Here is a 16,522-nt window from a genome sequence, read left to right as displayed (position 1 = left end):
GTTCTCCACGATGAAAGGCATTCCCACCCATGCGAATCCGATCTCTTCGATTGTCCATTGCGGTGATGGCGGCCGCAGCTGCGGCCGCAACCGCCACTACCGGTGTCGCGTCCGCCGATATCGACTTCGGAAGCTCCGGGAGCAGTTCCGGAAGCGGCTCCGGCGAAATGGTCATCACCCTGGTGCGCCATGCCGAGTCCGCCGGTAACGCCTCCGGCCTGATCGACACCAAGGTGCCCGGACCCGACCTGACCGCGCGCGGCCGGACACAGGCAGACAATCTGACCATCCAGCTGGCGGACAGGAAGTACGACTGCGCCTTCGCGTCCAACATGGTGCGTACCGAGCAGACCGCGGCACCGATCGTCGCCGAGAAGGACCTGAGCCTCGACATCCAGCCCGGTTTCCGGGAGATCGAGGCGGGCGAGTACGAGGGCACCCCGGAGGCCGAGGCGCTGTCCGGGTACCTCCAAGCGCCGATCAAGTGGCTCTCCGGCGACCTGGACGCACGGATTCCAGGCTCCATCGACGGCAACGAGTTCGACGGCCGCGTCGACCAGGCACTGCTCGCTGTGCAGCGCAGCGGCTGCGACAACCCGGTGATCTTCTCGCACGGCGGCACCATCATGTTCTGGTCGATGCTCAACGCCGACAACGCCGACCCGAACAAACTCGGCACCGATCCGATGCGCAACGGCGGCCGCGTCGTCCTCGAGGGCAGCCCGCAGAAGGGCTGGACGATCACCGAGTGGGTCGGCCACCCGGACCTGGGCTGATTCACCCTTCCGCGCCCCGGATGTCACCGACACAATCGATGGCACCGGGGCGCGATTGTCTCTCAGCGCATGGTCCCAAGGGACATTGGACCGAGATCGCGCCGCGGACCGGCGATATAGTTCCTGAGCTGTCGTCGGAGGAGGCACAATCTACGAATCTGCTCAACGAGTCGAGACCTGCGACCATTGTGGTGCAGAGGCTTTGAGCGTTGTCAATGAGTCTGTTGTCGCTGGAACGCTCGGGTGGGCTGTCGATGGCTCCTGTCGCGACTGCGACCACATTTGGCATGCCAGTGGCGACGGTGTCTCGCCGGAGGTCCGCGCGACGATCATCGCCGACAACGGTCCGAGCGGACTACGAATTTCGGACCCGACCCCCTCGGTGGGCGCAATCATGCGGGTGATCCGCAGCCGAGAACCGCTGCCGCTCAACGAACTGAGAGCCGCGGCCGGTGATCTGTTGGCGGACGGGCGTGAGGGGACCCTCGTAGAAATGTCGCTGCTACGCGAGGAACTGGAAGAGCTCGGGGTCCGGGCCGAAATCGTCTTCGCGACGCCGCGACCATCCGGACGCGCGATCAACCTCACCAAGTGCATCGTCCACATCAGCCCACCCAAACGGCTCATCGACCCCGATACCCAGGTGGCACTGGCCCCCTACAGTCTGGCCGAGGCAGAGGCCGAGCTCCTGGCCTGCTATCTGGAATCGGCGACACCGTTGGTTGTAGCCCCTGGAGTGGTTCCGGATCGACTGACCGGGCGCCTGTTGTTCCGGCTGGGTGTCGTGACCGATGGAGAGTGGGTGTGGGGTCTGGACTGGGCGGATTATGTCCGAGCCTATCGAGTGCGCCCACCCCAGGAATTCCGTGATCACGCCCGCCGTCGCAATTATTCCCCGGTCGAACTCGATGAGCACCGCACCCAGGAGATCGCTCGCACCCTCGGTATGCCCGGGTAGCGCTGGCACTGTCGTCAGCGCGCGGTCCATCGTATCGACTGGTACAGAGACTCAGTCTGCGGTCCGACTTCGGCGCGAGGACGCATCAGTCGAAGTCCTGACCGTCCAGCACCCACGCGGTGCGCTGGGCGGGGTCTTCGACGGCCAGGTGCATGTACCAGATGTCGTCGCTCCAGTCCCGCCAGGTCATGCAACGGATTCGAGCAACGAAGTCATTGATGTCGTCGACATCGGTCGACCCCGCCATCAAGTAGAGGAGCCGCCAAAGTTTCAGGCGCCCTTCGGATTCAGAGGCCCTTCCGAAGGCGCCTTCGCCACCCAGGATACTGAGCAGCGCGGGGTAGGCGTCGGAGAAGTCGACCATCGCCGCGTCTGCCGGTTCTTCCGGTTGTTCCCATTCGTTGATCGTGAGCTGGTGGGCAATGGCTTCCTCGGCTGTGCCGCGAACGACGGTGATCTGGTTGATGATCGTCTGCCCTATTTCTGCCGAGCCGAAGTCCGAGGTGTTGGCAGGCTGATCCTGGCTCTTCTTGGGGTACACGAGCATCGGGAAAGTCAGATGCACGGGAGGGAACTGGAAGGCCTCACCGCTGCTACCGCTGTGTTGTTCGTGGTAGCGCCAGAGATAGTCGGTATTCCAGTTCTCCGCTTCCCAGGGCTGCAGTCGTAGTGGGACCAACCAGCATTCGGCTTCCTCTGGTGCGCAATCATCGGGTTGCTCCGCCGAAAGGTCCCGTCCTGCCAGGTCTTCCTCGCGTAGCACGCGTGCATGGGCGACCCGTAGCCGCAGTCGAGGATCGTGGAGGTTCCCATCGGCCTCAGCCCAAGGATGATTCTGAGCGAAAATGTCGCAAAGGTGCCGTTCGAACGCCCACCAACTGTCGTCCCTGGGGATTGACTCGAGGGCTCGTGCCGCTGCATTGGTCGAGGCGCTGAGGATGGTGTATCGAATTGTCATCACTCATTCGACCCGGTATCGCATCTCCAGCTCGCGTTCCATCGCCTCCTCCTCGTCGGAGGAGAGGCAGGTCTTCGCGACCCGCTCCGCATTGGCGGCAGACCCGAATCGCGAACTCGTCCAAGAATCTCGATCGTCGACAAAGACCAGCGTGTCCCACCCTCCGCCCATGCATCGGGGACGCCCGACCAGTTGGTCGGCCAGTGCACGCCATATGACGTCATCCTCGTCGGCGAGCAGGTCTACCGCATCGGCAACGACTACGCAGCTGCGGTACCCAGAAGGGCGCTCGCCTACCGCTTCTGAGAATTGCCACAGGGTTCGCGCGGCACCATACGGAAGCTGCATGACAGTAGCGAAGTGTTCCAACGCACGCTCCAACGTCGAGCCGGCCGCCCCGAGTGCCAGCCGCACGTCGGCACCATCATTGATGTCGAAGCCATAGCTGTAGATCGATTGGAGACGAGTGACCAGTTCCGACACCTGCTCGCGATGCGGTACCTCCACCGCGACCAGCTGGCCCGGGTTCGCTGTGATCACCTCGACGATCACGTCGATTTCAGCGCTCTCTCCAGGGTGTCCGCTCGTATTCACGCTGCTATGTTGTCACGCCCGATCCGGACATACAGCACCTTCCGGCACGCACTGTATGCCGCGAACCGCGCTGACCGAACCGGCCACCGCGGCATTTCGGAGGATCAACGAATCGGGTCAGGTCCCCCGCCGGGCCTCGACTCGCTGTCCGACCGCGATGATCGAATAGATCAGGCTGGCCACCAGCGCGACGAAGCCGACGACCAGCGATATCAAACCTTCGTTCTGATTGGCCGACCGCTGCTCGGCGTAGCTGCGCTCACGCAGCGAGGAACCGCCGATCTCCTGGCAGCGGTCGCCCCGGCTCATCTGCTGGTAACCGCACGACACCCGGGTCTCGGTCAGTTTGTCGTAGCTGTTCGCGAAGCTGACGATCGCGATCACCACACCGAACAGCACCCAGACCACAGCTCGCATCGGCCATCCCCCATAACACTCGCTCCCGCCGATCGCGGGCTGGCGGGAGATTAGCAGCGGCTGTGGGTGTGACGTACAAAGGGTCGTGCTGCGGCGGTCGCGGACAAGAAGCCCTGCGGCTCAGAACGTCCGCATCTACTCCGTGCAAGACCAAACGCTGTAGCGGGCATCAGCGACCGCACCCCAGATGATTCCCGTCAGCCGCTCCATCATCTCGAATACGTAGTCCTCATCGAGCGGCTCGGGAGCATCCTCCTCTTCAGGAATCGCTGGCCCGTGCTCATCAACGACCTCGCCTTCGGCATAGATGATCTGGCGCACCAACTCTCCTTCGCGGTACCAAGCGAACCCATGAACAGTTGAGACGCTGTTGGTTACCCAGGCCAATGCTCTGCTTGCCCCCGCGATCCGCACCACGGCCTCTTCATCGAAAATCACCCGGAACCCAGGATCGGCTATGAAGGTCCAGTTGCCCACCACAGCCACCCCGTACTCGCAGGGCCGACCGTGCACCGTGTCGAGATCAACTACTTCGCCGGATTTGCGAGGACACCCTGGTAGATCGGCCGGATTGACAGACCCCTCAACGATCAACCCCTCAACTTTCCACCCCACACCCAGCCCACTTTCCGTGCCGATCTTCGTTTGCAGCACACCGGACTGTAGGTGATGGCTCCGACATCTCAGCGCGCGGTCGGACGCGCTAGCTTCCCATGAAGCTGTCGAGTTGGCGTGCGCGCTCACGAAGAGTGACGCTCCATTCGAACCCGCCGCCGTGGCCGGACGAGGGACTCGAGCGAACCTGCACGTCATGCACCCCACCCGTTCCACTGCCGGCCAGAGCAGCCCAAGACGTGACGATGCCGGCCCGCTCGGCCATGACCAACAACGTGGCGAGAAACCCGTCGGACAGCGCCTGCACAACAGCATGGTCAGTACGGCCACGCCAGGCTAGAACGGTCGCCAAGAACACTTCCAACACAACAGGGTCGACCTCGCACACGTCCGATTCCATCGGGCCGATTCCTGAGGGAACACCGAGTTCCTCCTCGAAGAATCCCGCCTGGTTCAAGAACAGCCGTGAAGCGCCGTTCGAGGGATTCCACAGTGTGGTCCCGTCCATCTCGTAGTACTGACTCATCCGATCGCCTGCCTGCCACTGAGCGAATCATGGGCTGTCCAATCCGAAGCCGCTGGTGACGATAACTGGACGCCTGACGGATCGGCGGCGTCGAAACGGCCGGGTCCAGCGCCGCGGCTGCGACAACCTGGTGATCTTCTCGCATGCGCCACCATCATGTTCTGGTCGATGCTCAACGCCGACCCGAACAAACTCGCCACCGATCCGATAAACAACGGCGGCCGCGTCGTCCTCGAAGGCAGCCCGCAGAAGGGCTGGACGATCGTCGAGTGGGTCGGCCACCCAGGACCTGGGCTGAATCACCCTTCCGTCCCCGGATTTCACCGACACGATCGATGGCACCGGGGCGCGGTTGTCTCTCAACTCAGGGCTCCACGGGCACTCGGCAACAGCTTTCACTCCCGACCGGCAGGCGCGAGCACGTCACCTGTTGCCGAGCGGCGATCCTGTTACCTTTTGCGGATCGCACTCGTCATGGATGCGAGGACCGATACGGACGGTCCCGCATCTACGACCGAAGTGGAGCAGCCGATGCTGACCAACATCATGTACGTGACGATCTACGTCACCGATCAGGACCGCGCGTTGGAGTTCTACACCGAAGGACTCGGCTTGGACAAGCGGATCGACTCCGCCAGCCCCGACGGTCGCTTCCTCACCGTGGGAATCGCCGACAGCCCGGTGCAGATCATTCTGTGGTCGCAGGCGGCAGGCAAGCTGTCCGAAGCGGCCCGGGCGGGCGCGCCGGGCCCGCTGATTCTCGAATCCAATGATCTGCGAAGGGATTTCGAGATATTCCGCAGCCGTGGTGTGACCTTCGTGGAATCCGAGCCCGAGGAGTATCCGTTCGGGATCCGCGTCGAGGCGACAGACCCGGACGGCAACCGGATCTCGCTGCGGGAGCAGCGTAGGCCGTGACCGTCAACCCATCCGGCCTGGTGGCCGAGACGTTCGAGGCACAGCGCGATCGGCTGCGCACCGTCGCCTATCGCGTGCTGGGCTCGCACGCCGATGCCGAGGATGTGGTCCAGGAAGCTTGGCTGCGTTTGACCCGCCAGGACACGACGACGATCGGCAACTTGGCGGGCTGGCTGACCACCGTGGTCGGCCGAATCAGCCTGGATCTGCTGCGCTCCCGCCGAGCCCGCCCCGAAACCGGATACGGTCAGGAATTTCCTGGGTTCGTGGTGACGGCCGACGACGACCCCACTCCGGATGAGCAAGCAGCACTGGCAGATTCGGTGGGGCTCGCCCTGCTGGTCGTGCTCGACACGCTCGCCCCGAGCGAGCGACTGGCGTTCGTCCTGCACGATATGTTCGCGGTCTCGTTCGCCGAAATCGGGCAGATCCTCGGCAAATCCGCCGAGGCCAGCAAAATGATCGCCAGCCGCGCCCGCCGCAAGGTGCAAACCACCGACCGTCGAGTGGGACCCGGACGTGAGCACCAATCGGTCGTCCAAGCCTTCCGCGCCGCGGCCCGAGCCGGTGACTTCGAAGCGCTCCTGCGCGTCCTCGACCCACAAGTGAAGCTGACCGTCGACACTTCCGACGGTGTGGTCGTCACCCTGGGCGCGACCGCGGTCGCCTCCGGCGCGCGCATGTTCTCCGGCGAGGCCGCTCGACAACGGTCCGTGCTGGTCAACGGCGTCCCCGGCCACATGTCCTGGCGTCCTGACGGCACCCCGCTCTCGGTCATCGCCTTCACCGTGACCAATGGCCGGATCACCGAGCTACACATCGTGATCGACCCGGCCGAACTTGCCTCGATCCAGTTACCCGAACCGGCCTGAACCGATGCCATCAGAGGCCTTTTGCGGCGCAGTCCATGTCGTGATCGGGTACGCGGCCTGGAAGGCCAATCGCTGATCGGCGTCGGCCGCGATCCTGTCGAGTTCTTCGTCGAGCATCATGAAGACCTGCCAGGGTTCTTGCCCGCCGGCGGCGGCCACACGCTGCACGATGAGCTGTTCGAGCTCGGGAACCCGCTTGGCCTTCCAGATCTTGTCGGCGAGACTGACCAGAAGGTCGTCCATGCCGATGTCGGGTTCGGTCCACGCGGCATGGGTGCGCGCGAACCGCGCAGCGCTTTCGTGTACTCCCTGGTCGAGCAGAAGTTGCTGCCCGGCGGCTTCGTGCGCCGAGCCTGGGCCGGACAGTTCGGCAGGGTGGAGGACCTTCCCGATGTCGTGGGTGGCCGCACCGAACAAGACCGCGTCTGCGTCGAAAAGCACCGTGTCGTAGGTGGTCTTGAGCCAATCGGCCAGCTGGCATGCCACGTCATGAACCGCCCGCAAGTGTGCGGCCAGCCGGGGCGGAGCGTCCAGCACTCGGACAATCGCCGCAGCGCTGTCGGGCAGCTGACGCAAAGGAAGTTCGGGTCGGTTGGTCAGTGCATGCTCGAGCATGCTGGAAGTCATTCGATCACGGTAACTCCCACCAGCCTGGATTCGCCGGACCTACACGGACGCAACGCTTTACCGCTGAACGGCCGTACGGTCCGATGAGGCCGAGCGCACCTCGTCGAGACACGGCCTAGCAGCGCTCGTACTGGCGCGCGTAGGGCTGCGACTCCGGTGGAACTTCGCGCCAGGAGGGCTGACAACCGCCGATGAAGACCGCGAAAACAGGCTGGACGGATGTTCCGATCGTGTAGTCGATGACGGCGCCGGGCTGGGCCAGGTACGGAAGATGTCTTTCGGCGAGTTGTATTGCCTGCGCAGCGGTGATTTGTTGACCAGCAGGCGGGTGTATTTCGACGTCCATGGTGCGGCCTGTTCTACCGGACGGGTCGTAGATGGATATATCGACGATGAACGGACTGGATTGATCGGTCAGGAACCATTCCCAGAGGTCGAGTTCGCGATCGGATGGGAAGCGGCGCCCGTCCGGCGGGGTGGGGAGTCGCCGGCCCGGATTGTGCCACCCGGGTCCCAGCTTCGAGTGCTCGTCGGACCCGCTCTCCACAGAAACGGTGGACATCGTCCACTCGTTGGGCGCCAGTTCGGGAAAGTCCTGGATGATCCGGCGCATCGCCGCAGTGGCATGGTGGGGTTCCGCCTCGGAGCCCGCTTCGAGCCGGATGGCGTTGCTCATGTTGTTCACATCGTTGCCACGTGACAACCAGTCCACCTGAGTGCCGGGGGCCGAGAGTCTCGCCCAGGCGTGTGCCGAGGTCGCTTCCCTACTCACGTCCCGGCCGAACCGCCAATTCGCGGTGAAGGAGTCCGGCATCCGGTCGAGATCGACCTCGGTCTGGTCACCTTCGTACTGCGACGGAAGCGGCTGGGCACCCATGGTGCGCACCACGGCCGCGGCCTCGTCCGGGGTCGCATCGTCCTCGAGCTGCACCGCGAGCCGGGAATGGTATGTGCGGGACTTGCCCTCGTAATCGAACAGATGTGACGCGTCGACCACCCCGGGAAGAGCTTGGATGGCGGTTTCGATCGCGCGCGACCAGCTGTCGCGCTCGGTCTGGTCTGGTCCCTGTGTCGGAATGGCGCATCCTGTCAGCAGGACTGCCGCCACCATGGACAGGACGGCCGGAATAGCAACGCGCATAACGCTTATTCTGCCGTCCGGGACGCCAGGAGGAGCCAGCGGATTTCGGTCACGGCCGTGGCGGGTGCTCAGGTGCTCGACCGTCTCACCTCCGTCGCAGACGCGATGAACGCAGCGGCGGCTACTCGTCAGGGGACGCGCGGCGATTGCGTTTGACGACCCCGCGCCGCTTCTTCGCCGAAATCCGACGTTCCTTCGCTCCGCGCGAGGGCTTGGTGGCACGGCGGACGGGCGGTGGGGCGGCAGCGGCGTCGCGGAGTAGCGAGGCCAGGCGTTCGCGGGCGGCCGCGCGGTTCTGCAGCTGTGCGCGCTGTTCCGACGCGGCGATCGTGAGTACCCCGTCGACCAGGCGGGTGGCCAGGCGGTCGAGCATCCGGGGGCGCAGCGACTCCGGCACCGAGGGCGAGTTGGCGAGGTCGAACGACAGCTCGACCCGGCTGTCGGTGGTGTTGACGTGCTGCCCGCCCGGACCGGACGATCGGGAGAACCGCTCGCGCAACTCGGACGCGGGTATCACCAGCGTCCGAGTCACCCTCAGGTCCTCTGCCATCCTCCGGCGCTCTTTTCCGGTCCGCGAGCCGATTCAGCCATGTCGGTCTCGCCGCGACCGAAGGGTGATCTGCTATAGATCTTCCACCGAGTCGCCGTTGATCAGGTCCGTGCAGCCGTGATGGTATGCCCCCGCCAGTCCGTGGGTTCCGGGAGCGGTCCCGGATCGGTGCACCATGCGATGAGTTCGGCCACATGTGATGGGCGGATCTCGCCGGGGAGGCCGAACTTCGGGCAGCGAAAGCGGCGAGCTGGGCCATTCTGGGACTCGCCGCGGAACTCGGGACCCAGCACGGTGACATGCTGGGAATCCTCGTCTTGGTTCAGGGCGTAATCGAGCAGAATCCGTCGATCGTCGGTTGCGACCGTCACGGTGGCTACACCGGGCGCGTTGTGGTTGTCCCAGTCCGGGCGGACCCACCACAGGAATTCACGATCGCCCACAACAATCCTGCGCCGACCCTTCTTTGCGATTGCCATGCGCCGAACGCTAGAACGCCGATGTGCCGAGCGCACTTGGTTTTCCGTCCGGTCCGGCACATCCAGAATCTGTCGGCGGGCTGTGACACGGTGGACCACGCGGTGTTCGACAACGAACCTGCGGGCTCGGAGGGTGACGGATAGTTCATGACAGTCGACGACTGGATCGCACAGCTGACAACCAGCGAGGAGGAAGCTCGCCAGGCGGCGGTGGAGACGCTCGTCGCCACCGGGCGTAGTGCGATACCGGCACTCTTGGGCGAATTGTGTACCACCGACTCGGAATCCGTGGCCACGGCGTGCATTCAGGCGCTCGACCGGCTCGGTCCGCTCATCCACGAGCCGGTGCTGAGAGCGCTCAGCGGTTTTCACACCGAGGCCGCGACCGAACCCATGAGCCCCACCGAGTCCCGCCTGTGCCGGTTGCTCGGCATCTCGCACATCCATGATGCCGTCGTCTACGCCAAGGATGGTTTCAGCGCGAACTTCTGGGTGCGGAAACAGGTCGCCGATGACATCGGCTGTCATGGCATCCCCGACTACGGTTTCGTGCTCGCGGTGCTGCTGGGCGACAGCAACGGCGCAGTATGCCACGCGGCAGCGAAATCGTTCGCCGCTGTCGGTAGGCCGCTGGTACCGATGCTGCAGCAGATCAGGCGTTCCGCCCTGCCCACGCGACGGGCGGCGCTGGAGGTGCTGGCCACGATCGGCTGGGACACCATCGATTCCACCGACCTCATGCTGCTCACCCGGCTCATGAACGCCGAGATCGCCCGGGAGCTGCCCAGTATCCCGTCCTGGACCAGTTGCCTGTGGTGGGCGCTGCCCACCGAGGATCAAGCAGCCGTCCTCGACGCGTTCGGGCTCTCGGACCCGATCCCGGCGACCGCGGCGATGGGTGCCGCGGTGGCTCGCAAGAACAGCGGCCTGCTGTATGCGTCCGCGCAACCCGATCAGGTCTACGTCAGTCCCGCTCTGGACGGTTGGACACTCGTGTTCGGCGACCCGATATCGCAGTACCCGCGGGATGAGAACCGGATTCGCCGAGCGCGAGAAGACGACTACTTCACCTTCTTCTACGCCGACGAGCCCGAGGAGGAACGAGCGGCCTGGCTCGAGCAGCACGCGCGGCCCTCGCGCAAGGAACGGTCTGTGGAGTTGAGCGCGCGTTTCGGCGCAGCACATTGGTACAAGGTGGTCGACGCCTACGACTGGGGTGGATGGTGCATCGCCGAGAACGGGGAAATCAAACGACTGGCACACCAGGGCGATGGGGTCAGTGATCTGGATCTGGATTCAGATCACGATCCGCATCCATCGGAGCACGGATTGCGTGCGGAGTCGGTGTCGGAGTGGTTGAGTACGCACGGCTTCGCACCAGAGATGTGGGATGAGATCAGTGATGAGATCCTGCAACGCACTCTCGGGAAACCCCCCGACGATCAGAACGCCGAATGGGACGCGGCGTGGGCGAAGTTTCAGCAGCACACCGGAATTCCCGACGAGATGACCGCGTCCCTGATCGCCGAAAGGACCTCGATCGGGCCAGGCGGGCTGGGCCCGCACACCAGGGTCACCGGTCAGGGTGTCATCGCGCTCACCGAACACGGCAGGCAAGGCGGCGGACATCGCGGTGTTCTTCGCTTGCGCACCGACGAATGAGCCCCCGCCCCGACGCTCGCATGGCGCTCTGATTCACGCGCGAGCGAAGGACAGGGTCTCGCCTTCCACTCCCCTGAGCCACAGCCCGTTGCAGGCGGTGGCGAGGTCGGGCAGACCTTCCTCGATAGTGGCGAAGACGCTGCCCGGGACCCAACCGAGGTCGCCGTTGATCAGGAGGTTGTTACGGCCGTAGAACAGGGCAAGATCGGTGGCACCCTGGGCGTGGTGGGCGGCGGAGCCCGGTTCGTAGCCGTAGGCGGGGTTGCCGATTTCCCAGGGTTCGAAGTCGAAGAGGCACACGTCGCCGGGAATCGGTGTGACGGTGGGGTTTTCGCGGTGGGGAGCCGCGGTGATGCGGGGTAACAGGGTGTAGACCTCGTTGCGTGCGTATTTGGCGTGGAAGGCGTCGCCCTCCTGCGGGAGCGCGTCCCAGACGGCGTCGCAGGTGCGTGGCGCTTCGTCGTCGAGGAGGCGGGCGCGGCAGGTGATGCCGGCCTTGGTGAGGGTGATGCTCATGTAGCGGGCCATCGGGTCCTGCTTCCTGTGCGGTGCGAGAGGAACTGGTGCGATCTAGAGCTCGGCGAGGACTTCCGACCAGATCGCCAGCGCGTCCTCGACCTGAGTATCGGTGACGATCAGCGGCGGAATCATCCGCACGACGTTCATGTGCGCGCCGCAGGTGAGCAGCAGCAGTCCCTTGTCCACGGCGGCCTTCTGGGCGGCCGTTGCCATCGCGGTGTCGGGTTCACCTGTCGCCGTGGTGAATTCGGCGCCGACGAGCAGGCCGAGACCGCGGACATCCCCGATCGCCTTCGTGGCGAGCCGCTCGACGCCGCTGCGCAACTGGGCTCCGCGCACGGCGGCGTTGTCGACCAGCCCCTCGGCCTCGATGACATCGAGCGTCGCGACGGCGGCGGCACAGGCCACGGCATTGCCGCCGTAGGTCCCGCCCTGGGATCCCGGCCAGGCCTTCGCCATCAATTCCCGCGACGCCGCGATGCCCGAGAGCGGGAACCCACTGGCCAGCCCCTTGGCGATGGTGATCACGTCGGGACGAACGTCGAAGTGCTGGTGGCCGAAGAACTTTCCGGTGCGGCCGAAGCCGGTCTGGATCTCGTCGAAGACCAGCAGGATGCCGTGCCGGTCGGCGCGTTCGCGCAGGCCCTGGAAGAACCGGGTGTTGCCGGGGATGTAGCCGCCCTCGCCGAGCACCGGTTCGACGATGAACGCGGCGGTCTCGGCGGGTGAGGTGAGGGTGGCGAGCAAGTAGTCGAGCTCGCGCAGCGCGAAGTCGGTGGCTTCCTCCTCGCTCCACCCGTAGCGGAAGGCGGTCGGGAACGGAGCAACGTGCACGCCCGACATCAGCGGGCTGAATCCCGCCGAGAACCGGGTTCCCGAGGTGGTCATGGTCGCGGCGGCGACGGTGCGGCCGTGGAAACCGCCGTGGAAGACGACCACGTTCGGACGCCCGGTGGCCTGGCGCACCAGGCGCAGTGCCGCCTCGACCGCCTCGCTGCCGGAATTGGCGAAGAACAGCGTGTCCAGACCTTCGGGCAGCACGGCGCCGAGCCGCTCGGTGAGTTCCAGCAGCGGCCGGTGCATCACCGTCGTGTACTGGCCGTGGATCAGGCTGGCGACCTGCGCCTGGGCCGCAGCGACCACGGTCGGATGACAGTGCCCGGTGCTGGTGACGCCGATCCCGGCGGTGAAATCCAGGTAGCGGCGACCGTCGGTGTCGTAGAGGTAGCAGCCCGCACCGTGGTCGACGAGCACGGGCGTGGCCTGCTTCAGAACGGGGGACAGCTCGGTCATCAACGACTCCCCAGATTGTCTATTGTCGGATTGTTGACAATATGCATAACATGGCGGGACCATGCACAGCAATGGGTGATCCACCGCGTCGGGAGGCAGGCACCGCATGAACGAGTCCGGGGGCAGCGCACAACTGCTCGAGAACCTGAGCGCCGCCGAGCGAGCCGCCATCGACAGCGTCCCGAAGGGGTTGTTCCTCGGCGGCAGATGGCGCGACTCCCCCGCCGCGCTGCCCGTCCTCGATCCCGCGACCGGCGCCCAGCTGTGCTCGGTGGCGGACGCGACCGCGGCGGACGGACTCGACGCGCTCACCGCCGCGGCCGATGCCCAGGCGGACTGGGCGAACACCCCGGCACGCACCCGCAGCGACATCCTCTCGCGTGCCCACCACGCGCTGCTGGCCGACACCGAACGCCTCGCGCTGATCATGACGCTCGAGATGGGCAAGCCGCTGCCGGAGGCACGCGGCGAAATCGCCTATGCCGCCGAGTTCTTCCGCTGGTTCGCCGAGGAAGCCGTTCGTCTCGACGGTGGGTACCTGCAGGCGCCGACGGGTGGTTCGCGCTTTCTGGTCACCAAGCAGCCGGTGGGGCCGAGTCTGCTGATCACGCCGTGGAATTTCCCGATGGCGATGGGCGCCCGCAAGATCGCGCCCGCGCTGGCCGCCGGCTGCACCTGTGTGGTGAAACCCGCTGAGCAGACGCCCCTTTCGATGCTCGCCCTGGCTGCGATTCTGGCCGATGTCGGCGTTCCCGCCGGTGTCGTCAACGTGATCACCACGGCCGACCCCGGCGCGGTGACGGCGCCGATCATCGCCGATCCGCGCTCGCGCAAACTCTCCTTCACCGGATCGACCGCCGTCGGGAAGTTGCTGCTCGAGCAGTGTGCCCGCACCGTCATGCGGACCTCCATGGAGCTCGGCGGCAATGCCCCGCTGCTGGTGTTCGACGACGCCGATCTCGACGAGGCGGTCGAGGGCGCGCTCGCGGCCAAGATGCGCAATATCGGGCAGGCGTGCACGGCGGCGAACCGAATCCTGGTGCAGCGCGGGATCGCTGACGAGTTCGCCGCGCGGCTCGCGGCGCGGATGGCGGCGCTGCCGATGGGGCGCGGTACCGAGGCGGGTGTGGTCGTCGGGCCGCTCATCGATGCCGACGCCGTAGCCAAGGTCGAGCACCTCGTGGCCGACGCACGACAGCGCGGCGCGCAGGTGCTGCTCGGTGGCACGGCGATCGACGGCCCCGGCACGTTCTACCCCGCGACCGTCCTCACCGGTGTCCCCGACGACGCCGAGTTGTGCCACACCGAGATCTTCGGACCGGTCGCCGCGATCGGCACCTTCGACACCGAGGACGAAGCGATCACTCGCGCGAACGACACCCCCTACGGGCTGGTCGCCTACGTGTTCACCGAGAACCTGCGGCGTGGGCTGCGCGTCTGCGAAGCACTGGAAACCGGGATGGTCGGCCTCAATCAGGGCGTGGTCTCCAATCCGGCCGCGCCGTTCGGCGGGGTGAAGGAGTCGGGACTCGGGCGCGAGGGCGGGTTCACCGGGATCGACGAATTCCTCGAGACCAAATACATCGGCGTCAAGGTTTAGGGAGACAGCGTGCGCGCATACCGGATCGCGACCATTCCGGGCGACGGGATCGGCGTCGACGTGACCGCCGAGGCGGTGAAGGTGCTCGACCGGGTGCTGCCGGGAATCAGCTGGACCGAATTCGACTGGTCGTGTGAGAACTACCTGCGGACCGGCGCGATGATGCCGCCGGACGGGCCCGAGCAGCTCGCCGAATTCGACGCGATCCTGTTGGGCGCCGTCGGTTTTCCCGGCGTGCCCGATCACATCTCCCTGTGGGGCTTGCTGATTCCGTTGCGCCGCGCCTTCGGCCAGTACGTCAATCTGCGGCCGGTGCGACTGCTGCCCGGCACGGAATCGGCCCTGCGCGACCGCACCGCCGACGACCTCGACATCCTCATCGTGCGCGAGAACTCCGAGGGCGAGTACTCCGAGATCGGCGGCATCCACAATCCCGGCAGGCCGGACGAATTCGTGCTCCAGGAATCGGTGTTCACCCGCACCGGCTGCGAACGAATCATCCGCTACGCCTTCGACCGTGCCGCACAACGCTCGGGAAAGCTCTGCTCGGCGACGAAGTCGAACGGCCTGATCCACTCGATGCCGTACTGGGACAGCATCTTCGAGCGCATCGCCGCCGAATACCCGTCGGTGCAGACCCGCCAGATGCACGTCGACGCCCTCGCCGCCGAAATCGTGCTGCACCCCGACCGGCTCGACGTGATCGTCGGCTCGAACCTGTTCGGCGACATCCTCTCCGACCTCGCCGCCGCCGTCACCGGCGGACTCGGCCTCGCCCCCTCGGGCAACATCAACCCCGCCGCGGACGCCCCGTCGATGTTCGAGGCCGTGCACGGCAGCGCCCCCGACATCGCGGGCCTCGGCATCGCCGACCCGGTGGCACAGATCCTCGCCGGCGCCATGCTGCTGGACCACCTCGGCGAGCACACCGCGGCCGCAGCCGTCGACCGCGCGGTCTGCGACGTCCTCGCCGCGGGCAGGGTCTGCACCCCCGACCTCGGCGGCACCGCCACCACCACCGATCTGGGCACCGCCATCGCCGACCGCGCCGCCGAACTCGCGAACGCTCTCACCGAAGCCTGACCGCCGCAGCGCAGTAGGTACCGGGCCCGGTCAGGGGTTCGAAGCCGGGCGCGGGTTCTTCGCCAGGAGCCTGGCACGGTCGAACGTGACAGTCACCGGATAGCCGCCGGCCTCGGGATCGAACTCCGCGCCGTCGATCTCGAGGCTGTCGGTGCTCGCCACCAGAACCTGCCAGCCGATCCCGGTGTCGTCGATCGGGTTCGGCACGGCGGTCAGGCCCTCGACCCGAACGCGCATACCGGCGGTGTCGGCGGTGAACTCGCAACGGATCTCGGTTTCGGGCACCGCGTGCACCATCATGCAGGTGGCGATCTCGTCCAAGGCCACCCGCAGATCGGTGACCTCCTCCATCACGAACCCGGCGACCATGGCGGCCGCCTCGGCGACCGTGCGCAGCATCAGCAACTGGCCGATCTCGGCTTTCACCGTCATACCGAGTGCCGTGTTGCGGATCTGCCGAGCCGCCATGGATCTGTCGGACGGATTCGCCATGGTGGATTCCCCTCGTGTTCTCGACGCTACTGATGCCCGGATACCCGACCGAGGGGTCTCTGAACCGTGAGCAACGGTACCGACCGACCATGCGAGTGCGCTGATTGGTCACGCGAGGCGCGGGAATACGCCCTGGGATCAGCAGAACACCACGGTGGCCAAGGCGACATTCAATGGGGTGGTACATAATTGGGCCCTGCGCAACGGTGCGGTCAATGTCTCGGTCGCCCGGCACCGGCAGGTCGTCGACTCGGCGGCCGCACAACACTGCCCCGACGTTCGCGACCAGGTCACGCAGGTACTCGACATCCCGGATCTGGCCTCGGGACTGGCCGGGATCTGACGACAGCAGTCGGCGACATCCGATGAGTTCGAACACATTTCGGCCCCGGCGTCGCCGCGACGGGACGTGCCCGGTGGTGCCCGGCGTTTGATCGACGCA

The 16,522-nt window shown here is 65.7% G+C and carries 20 protein-coding genes; 8 read left to right on the top strand and 12 right to left on the bottom strand.

Going from position 1 to position 16,522, the window contains the following annotated elements:
* Positions 1-167: 167 nt before the first annotated feature.
* Positions 168-776, top strand: coding sequence for a histidine phosphatase family protein (locus ACFVVM_RS03250; protein ID WP_387612487.1), 609 nt, complete (start codon positions 168-170; stop codon positions 774-776).
* A gap of 493 nt (positions 777-1,269) precedes the next feature.
* On the top strand, positions 1,270-1,734 hold the full coding sequence (locus ACFVVM_RS03245) for a hypothetical protein (protein WP_387612486.1): 465 nt from the start codon (positions 1,270-1,272) through the stop codon (positions 1,732-1,734).
* Between the two features lie 85 nt (positions 1,735-1,819).
* On the opposite strand, the gene ACFVVM_RS03240 is transcribed toward ACFVVM_RS03245, so the two are convergent.
* The 5 genes from ACFVVM_RS03240 to ACFVVM_RS03220 form a co-directional block, all read right to left on the bottom strand.
* A complete protein-coding gene (locus tag ACFVVM_RS03240) occupies positions 1,820-2,497 on the bottom strand; it encodes a hypothetical protein (protein WP_387612485.1) in 678 nt (225 codons plus the stop codon).
* Positions 2,498-2,695: 198 nt separating this feature from the next.
* Complete coding sequence (locus tag ACFVVM_RS03235) at positions 2,696-3,286, bottom strand: hypothetical protein (protein ID WP_387612483.1); 591 nt, start codon at positions 3,284-3,286, stop codon at positions 2,696-2,698.
* A gap of 117 nt (positions 3,287-3,403) precedes the next feature.
* Complete coding sequence (locus ACFVVM_RS03230; protein ID WP_387612481.1) at positions 3,404-3,703, bottom strand: hypothetical protein; 300 nt, start codon at positions 3,701-3,703, stop codon at positions 3,404-3,406.
* 135 nt (positions 3,704-3,838) lie between these two features.
* Positions 3,839-4,357: a hypothetical protein gene (locus ACFVVM_RS03225; RefSeq protein ID WP_387612480.1), complete on the bottom strand. Its 519-nt coding sequence runs from the start codon at positions 4,355-4,357 to the stop codon at positions 3,839-3,841.
* A gap of 49 nt (positions 4,358-4,406) precedes the next feature.
* The gene (locus ACFVVM_RS03220; protein ID WP_387612478.1) at positions 4,407-4,844 is read right to left on the bottom strand and encodes a DUF6086 family protein; all 438 of its coding nucleotides are present in this window, start codon (positions 4,842-4,844) and stop codon (positions 4,407-4,409) included.
* Positions 4,845-5,012: 168 nt separating this feature from the next.
* Between ACFVVM_RS03220 and ACFVVM_RS03215 the strand changes: the two genes are divergently transcribed.
* The gene (locus ACFVVM_RS03215) at positions 5,013-5,762 is read left to right on the top strand and encodes a VOC family protein (RefSeq protein WP_387612476.1); all 750 of its coding nucleotides are present in this window, start codon (positions 5,013-5,015) and stop codon (positions 5,760-5,762) included.
* Positions 5,759-6,634, top strand: a complete 876-nt coding sequence (locus tag ACFVVM_RS03210; RefSeq protein WP_387612474.1) for a sigma-70 family RNA polymerase sigma factor — start codon at positions 5,759-5,761, stop codon at positions 6,632-6,634. Before ACFVVM_RS03215 ends, ACFVVM_RS03210 begins: the two co-directional genes overlap by 4 nt.
* Here ACFVVM_RS03210 and ACFVVM_RS03205 read toward each other — a convergent pair.
* The 4 genes from ACFVVM_RS03205 to ACFVVM_RS03190 form a co-directional block, all read right to left on the bottom strand.
* Positions 6,617-7,261 (bottom strand): HD domain-containing protein, encoded by a 645-nt coding sequence (locus ACFVVM_RS03205; protein ID WP_387612472.1) that lies wholly within the window; start codon positions 7,259-7,261, stop codon positions 6,617-6,619. The genes ACFVVM_RS03210 and ACFVVM_RS03205 overlap by 18 nt on opposite strands.
* Before the next feature lie 115 nt (positions 7,262-7,376).
* Positions 7,377-8,402 (bottom strand): hypothetical protein, encoded by a 1,026-nt coding sequence (locus ACFVVM_RS03200; RefSeq protein ID WP_387612471.1) that lies wholly within the window; start codon positions 8,400-8,402, stop codon positions 7,377-7,379.
* Positions 8,403-8,523: 121 nt separating this feature from the next.
* Entirely contained in the window at positions 8,524-8,952 is a 429-nt protein-coding gene (arfB, locus tag ACFVVM_RS03195) for an alternative ribosome rescue aminoacyl-tRNA hydrolase ArfB (protein ID WP_387612469.1), read from the bottom strand.
* Between the two features lie 101 nt (positions 8,953-9,053).
* Positions 9,054-9,431 (bottom strand): hypothetical protein, encoded by a 378-nt coding sequence (locus ACFVVM_RS03190; RefSeq protein WP_387612468.1) that lies wholly within the window; start codon positions 9,429-9,431, stop codon positions 9,054-9,056.
* A gap of 147 nt (positions 9,432-9,578) precedes the next feature.
* Between ACFVVM_RS03190 and ACFVVM_RS03185 the strand changes: the two genes are divergently transcribed.
* Positions 9,579-11,093, top strand: coding sequence for a hypothetical protein (locus ACFVVM_RS03185; protein WP_387612466.1), 1,515 nt, complete (start codon positions 9,579-9,581; stop codon positions 11,091-11,093).
* Positions 11,094-11,126: 33 nt separating this feature from the next.
* Here the strand turns inward: ACFVVM_RS03185 and ACFVVM_RS03180 are convergent, their stop codons facing one another.
* Together ACFVVM_RS03180 and ACFVVM_RS03175 are read right to left on the bottom strand one after the other, a co-directional pair.
* Positions 11,127-11,621, bottom strand: a complete 495-nt coding sequence (locus ACFVVM_RS03180) for a DUF3830 family protein (protein ID WP_387612464.1) — start codon at positions 11,619-11,621, stop codon at positions 11,127-11,129.
* A 42-nt stretch (positions 11,622-11,663) separates the two neighbouring features.
* Positions 11,664-12,905, bottom strand: a complete 1,242-nt coding sequence (locus ACFVVM_RS03175; RefSeq protein WP_387612463.1) for an aspartate aminotransferase family protein — start codon at positions 12,903-12,905, stop codon at positions 11,664-11,666.
* A 106-nt stretch (positions 12,906-13,011) separates the two neighbouring features.
* Here ACFVVM_RS03175 and ACFVVM_RS03170 point away from each other — a divergent pair, with 106 nt between their 5' ends.
* Entirely contained in the window at positions 13,012-14,505 is a 1,494-nt protein-coding gene (locus ACFVVM_RS03170; protein ID WP_387612461.1) for an NAD-dependent succinate-semialdehyde dehydrogenase, read from the top strand.
* A gap of 9 nt (positions 14,506-14,514) precedes the next feature.
* Entirely contained in the window at positions 14,515-15,588 is a 1,074-nt protein-coding gene (locus ACFVVM_RS03165; protein WP_387612460.1) for a tartrate dehydrogenase, read from the top strand.
* Between the two features lie 30 nt (positions 15,589-15,618).
* On the opposite strand, the gene ACFVVM_RS03160 is transcribed toward ACFVVM_RS03165, so the two are convergent.
* Entirely contained in the window at positions 15,619-16,080 is a 462-nt protein-coding gene (locus tag ACFVVM_RS03160; protein ID WP_387612458.1) for an anti-sigma factor, read from the bottom strand.
* Positions 16,081-16,234: 154 nt separating this feature from the next.
* Between ACFVVM_RS03160 and ACFVVM_RS03155 the strand changes: the two genes are divergently transcribed.
* The gene (locus tag ACFVVM_RS03155) at positions 16,235-16,423 is read left to right on the top strand and encodes a hypothetical protein (protein WP_387612457.1); all 189 of its coding nucleotides are present in this window, start codon (positions 16,235-16,237) and stop codon (positions 16,421-16,423) included.
* Positions 16,424-16,522 lie beyond the last annotated feature (99 nt).

Source organism: Nocardia sp. NPDC058176 (assembly GCF_042883805.1).
In the GTDB taxonomy this organism is placed as follows: domain Bacteria; phylum Actinomycetota; class Actinomycetes; order Mycobacteriales; family Mycobacteriaceae; genus Nocardia.
Note: the sequence above shows the minus strand (reverse complement) of the source record. Positions and strands in the feature narration are given on the sequence as shown.

Coding starts and splice junctions, on each gene's coding strand:
- ACFVVM_RS03205 (WP_387612472.1), bottom strand. CDS start 7,261: ATGACTTCCAGCATGCTCGAGCATGCACTGACCAACCGACCCGAACTT.
- ACFVVM_RS03245 (WP_387612486.1), top strand. CDS start 1,270: ATGTCGCTGCTACGCGAGGAACTGGAAGAGCTCGGGGTCCGGGCCGAA.
- ACFVVM_RS03180 (WP_387612464.1), bottom strand. CDS start 11,621: ATGGCCCGCTACATGAGCATCACCCTCACCAAGGCCGGCATCACCTGC.
- ACFVVM_RS03170 (WP_387612461.1), top strand. CDS start 13,012: ATGAACGAGTCCGGGGGCAGCGCACAACTGCTCGAGAACCTGAGCGCC.
- ACFVVM_RS03250 (WP_387612487.1), top strand. CDS start 168: ATGGTCATCACCCTGGTGCGCCATGCCGAGTCCGCCGGTAACGCCTCC.
- ACFVVM_RS03160 (WP_387612458.1), bottom strand. CDS start 16,080: ATGGCGAATCCGTCCGACAGATCCATGGCGGCTCGGCAGATCCGCAAC.
- ACFVVM_RS03185 (WP_387612466.1), top strand. CDS start 9,579: ATGACAGTCGACGACTGGATCGCACAGCTGACAACCAGCGAGGAGGAA.
- ACFVVM_RS03190 (WP_387612468.1), bottom strand. CDS start 9,431: ATGGCAATCGCAAAGAAGGGTCGGCGCAGGATTGTTGTGGGCGATCGT.
- ACFVVM_RS03230 (WP_387612481.1), bottom strand. CDS start 3,703: ATGCGAGCTGTGGTCTGGGTGCTGTTCGGTGTGGTGATCGCGATCGTC.
- ACFVVM_RS03200 (WP_387612471.1), bottom strand. CDS start 8,402: ATGCGCGTTGCTATTCCGGCCGTCCTGTCCATGGTGGCGGCAGTCCTG.
- ACFVVM_RS03220 (WP_387612478.1), bottom strand. CDS start 4,844: ATGAGTCAGTACTACGAGATGGACGGGACCACACTGTGGAATCCCTCG.
- ACFVVM_RS03215 (WP_387612476.1), top strand. CDS start 5,013: ATGCTCAACGCCGACCCGAACAAACTCGCCACCGATCCGATAAACAAC.
- ACFVVM_RS03175 (WP_387612463.1), bottom strand. CDS start 12,905: ATGACCGAGCTGTCCCCCGTTCTGAAGCAGGCCACGCCCGTGCTCGTC.
- arfB (WP_387612469.1), bottom strand. CDS start 8,952: ATGGCAGAGGACCTGAGGGTGACTCGGACGCTGGTGATACCCGCGTCC.